Source organism: Phenylobacterium sp. (genome assembly GCF_046590535.1).
Taxonomy (GTDB): Bacteria; Pseudomonadota; Alphaproteobacteria; order Caulobacterales; family Caulobacteraceae; genus Phenylobacterium.
Genome location: NZ_JBKJTG010000092.1, coordinates 1 through 2,802, shown reverse-complemented (window position 1 = coordinate 2,802; position 2,802 = coordinate 1). Strand labels below are relative to the sequence as shown.

General features: G+C 68.4%; 6 protein-coding genes and 1 tRNA gene. 1 reads left to right on the top strand and 6 read right to left on the bottom strand.

Features of this window, described 5'->3' with window-relative positions:
* The 4 genes from ACLL81_RS05300 to ACLL81_RS05285 form a co-directional block, all read right to left on the bottom strand.
* Nucleotides 1-1,230, bottom strand: a 1,230-nt coding sequence (locus ACLL81_RS05300; protein WP_411287300.1) for a TonB-dependent receptor plug domain-containing protein, incomplete at its 3' end; no start/stop codon positions are given.
* Between the two features lie 190 nt (nucleotides 1,231-1,420).
* Nucleotides 1,421-1,612 (bottom strand): hypothetical protein, encoded by a 192-nt coding sequence (locus ACLL81_RS05295; protein ID WP_411287299.1) that lies wholly within the window; start codon nucleotides 1,610-1,612, stop codon nucleotides 1,421-1,423.
* A 6-nt stretch (nucleotides 1,613-1,618) separates the two neighbouring features.
* Complete coding sequence (locus ACLL81_RS05290) at nucleotides 1,619-1,732, bottom strand: hypothetical protein (protein WP_411287298.1); 114 nt, start codon at nucleotides 1,730-1,732, stop codon at nucleotides 1,619-1,621.
* A gap of 112 nt (nucleotides 1,733-1,844) precedes the next feature.
* Entirely contained in the window at nucleotides 1,845-2,045 is a 201-nt protein-coding gene (locus ACLL81_RS05285; RefSeq protein WP_411287297.1) for a hypothetical protein, read from the bottom strand.
* A gap of 207 nt (nucleotides 2,046-2,252) precedes the next feature.
* Between ACLL81_RS05285 and ACLL81_RS05280 the strand changes: the two genes are divergently transcribed.
* The gene (locus ACLL81_RS05280; RefSeq protein WP_411287296.1) at nucleotides 2,253-2,441 is read left to right on the top strand and encodes a hypothetical protein; all 189 of its coding nucleotides are present in this window, start codon (nucleotides 2,253-2,255) and stop codon (nucleotides 2,439-2,441) included.
* Between the two features lie 18 nt (nucleotides 2,442-2,459).
* Here ACLL81_RS05280 and ACLL81_RS05275 read toward each other — a convergent pair.
* Nucleotides 2,460-2,534 (bottom strand) — tRNA-Val (locus ACLL81_RS05275).
* A gap of 61 nt (nucleotides 2,535-2,595) precedes the next feature.
* The coding region (locus tag ACLL81_RS05270; protein ID WP_411287295.1) for a response regulator at nucleotides 2,596-2,802 on the bottom strand (207 nt) is incomplete at its 5' end.

The following is a 2,802-nucleotide window of genomic DNA, read 5'->3' as shown; positions in this document are numbered from 1 at the left end:
GCCGATCTGGCCGCCGTCGCCGTAGGCCGGGTTGCCCCCGGCCCCGAGCGCGCGGAACAGGGTAAGTGAGATGTTGTTCGTGGCCGCAATCTGCGCCGGGGACAGGCCAGCCTGCTGAAGCGCCGTGAGAGCCCCCGGATTGGTCGTCGGAACGGTGAACACCCCGACGCTGCCCGGTCCGTTAGGCCCCTGAATCGGGGGGAACGCCGGTGAAAAGCGGATGTGTGGGATATCCGTCTTCGCGTAGTGCGCCTCCACGTGAAAGCGGGTCTTCTCGGTGAGGTCGACGTTGACCTCACCATAGATCTGATAGCGCTCCTCGTCCTCGACCAGGTTGTCGAAGGGGATGTAGGTGAAATAGCAGGCCGGCGTCGCGCCGCTGAACCCGGGGAAGCCGCCGACCGCGCCGCAGTTCGCATCGCGCTGCACACCGGCTGTGGGCGTGAGCCCGTTACGGGGCAGGAACGAGGGTGGCTGCCCAAGCACCGAGTAGCCGGATGGATTTGTCAGGTAGGGCTGAATGGCCCAATCGCGCTCCGTGGTGCTCAGCTCCGAGCGATGCTGGTAGCCGGCAGTGATCAAGAGGTTGGCGTTGTCGCCTACCCAGCCGTAGGCCACGCTGCCGGAATAGTCGCCGTTCGAGCCGTCGACAAGACGGTAGTCCGCGCTGACTTCAAGGCCGCTGAAATTCTTGCGCGTGATGAAGTTGACGACGCCCGCGATGGCGTCCGAGCCATAGGTGGCCGCGGCGCCGTCCTTCAAAACTTCCACCCGGCCGATGGCCGCAACGGGCAGGAGGTTGGTGTCGACCCCGCCGCTGCCGGCGCCGGCTGACGCCACGGTGCGTCGGCCGTTCTGCAGAACCAATGTCCGCAGGCTCCCCAGGCCCCGCAGGTTGATCGTCCCCGCGCCGACCTGGCCCTGGGCGGCGGTGGAGAACTGATTGGTGTCGCCAAGGACCGGGCCGCTGACCGGCAGGCTCTTGATGAGGTCGATGGTTGTGGGCGAGCCACGCCGCTGCAACTCCTCCGAACTGACCACGTCCACGGGGAGGGCCGCGTCTTCCGGCGTGCCGCGGATGAACGAGCCGGTGACGACGACTTCGGTGACCTCGGCGGTGGATTGCTGGGTGGTGGCCTGGGTCGCCTGGGCCGCCGCGGATCCGGCGGCGCCGAGCGCCAGGGTCGCGGCGATCACCGAGGCGCTGCCGAAAAAGCTGATCTTGGTCATGGTATCCTCCCCGCCCGGCGCCCTCTCCCTCGGATCGGGGGGCGCCTGGACCGACAGGGACTATCCGGCCATTCGCGAATGCGGCGCTACAGAAATATCCGAGACGGATAACGTTGGTCGGAAACAGCGGCGCCGGCGCAACACCTTGCGGGGCAAGGCTTTGCGCGCCGGCGGCGGCCAGCCTGCGCCGCTAGGCGGTGCGGAGCTTGCGAACGCAAGCGCGCAGAAGCTGCGCGCGTTCGGCGGAGAGACCCGGCGCGTTCAGTTCCTTCAGCGCGCCTTCCAGCGGCCAGCCGTTGTGGCGTGCGCCCAGCCGCCACACCTCGGACCTGACGTCAGCCTCGCTCGCGCCGCCCAGGCGCAGCCAGCCAAGGAGACCCATGCCGGCTCAGGACTTCTTGCGCTCGGGGTTGAGGTAGGAGCTTACCGGAGTGGCTTCCTTCGCCACCGGCTTCTTCGGCTTGCGGGTTTCCTTGTTCGACTTCTTCTGACCCTTGGCCATCGTCTTCACCCTTCGGCGATCCCGGGGGTCGGCCCTGCGCCGATCCCAGCGCCTGCGCCGCGAACCTCGCTGCGCCGGGCATGTTTAGCACGCGCAGGCGCGTTCGGCGGGCCTATTCCGGTGGTCGGGCCAGCCGCGCCAGCAGGGCGGAGCCTTCCCCGGTGATGTCCCAGCCCTCCCGGCTGCGCTCGGCCAGGCCCAGGTCGGTGAGCGCGCGGGCGTCGCCGATCTTCACGAACGGGACCTCCTCGCCGGTCTTTTTCCGCGCCAGGTTCTGCAGGGCGTGAAGCTGGCTGGTGGTCAGGGTGTCCATGCGGCGACGCTACACCAACCCCGCGCCGCCGCGGGTCCCAAATCGAGGTGGCGCTACGGTCCTGGGATCACCACCTATGCCCTGCGCCGTCGGGCGTGTGCCGCCAGCAATGCGGTCGATCCCACCCGATGCGGCGTCGTTCGAGACCCGCATGTCCCCGAGCTTGGCAGCCGCCGTCTTCACCCTGGCGCGCGCAGGCGGCGCGCGATGAGCGGCGACGTCCCCACCGACGACGCGGTCAAGCGCGAGAACCTCTATCTTCGCCAGCGGGTCGCCCAGTTGCAGGCCGACGTCACCGATCTGTCCGCCGAGAACGAACGGCTGCGCCAGGAACGCGAACGCCTGCACGGGCGCATGCCGGCGCGAGCACCCGATCCGCTGGGCGGCGGGCAGTAGCTCCGAAATCTGGGGGGATGGTGGACGCGACAGGGATCGAACCTGTGACCCCCTCGATGTCAACGAGGTGCTCTCCCGCTGAGCTACGCGTCCATAACCGTCGTCTGGGGAAGGCGGGGATATAACGGGCGGCCTGACCTCGCGCAAGCGCGGTTCAGGCGGCGATCATCCGCTCCACTTCGGAGACGATTTCCCGCAGGTGAATCGGCTTGGACAGCACCTTCGCGCCCGCGGGCGCCTGGCCGCCGGCGGCCAGGGCCACGGCGGCGAAACCGGTGATGAACATCACCTTGAGGTCGGGATCGAGCTCAGTGGCGCGGCGCGCCAGTTCGATTCCGTCCATTTCCGGCATCACGATATC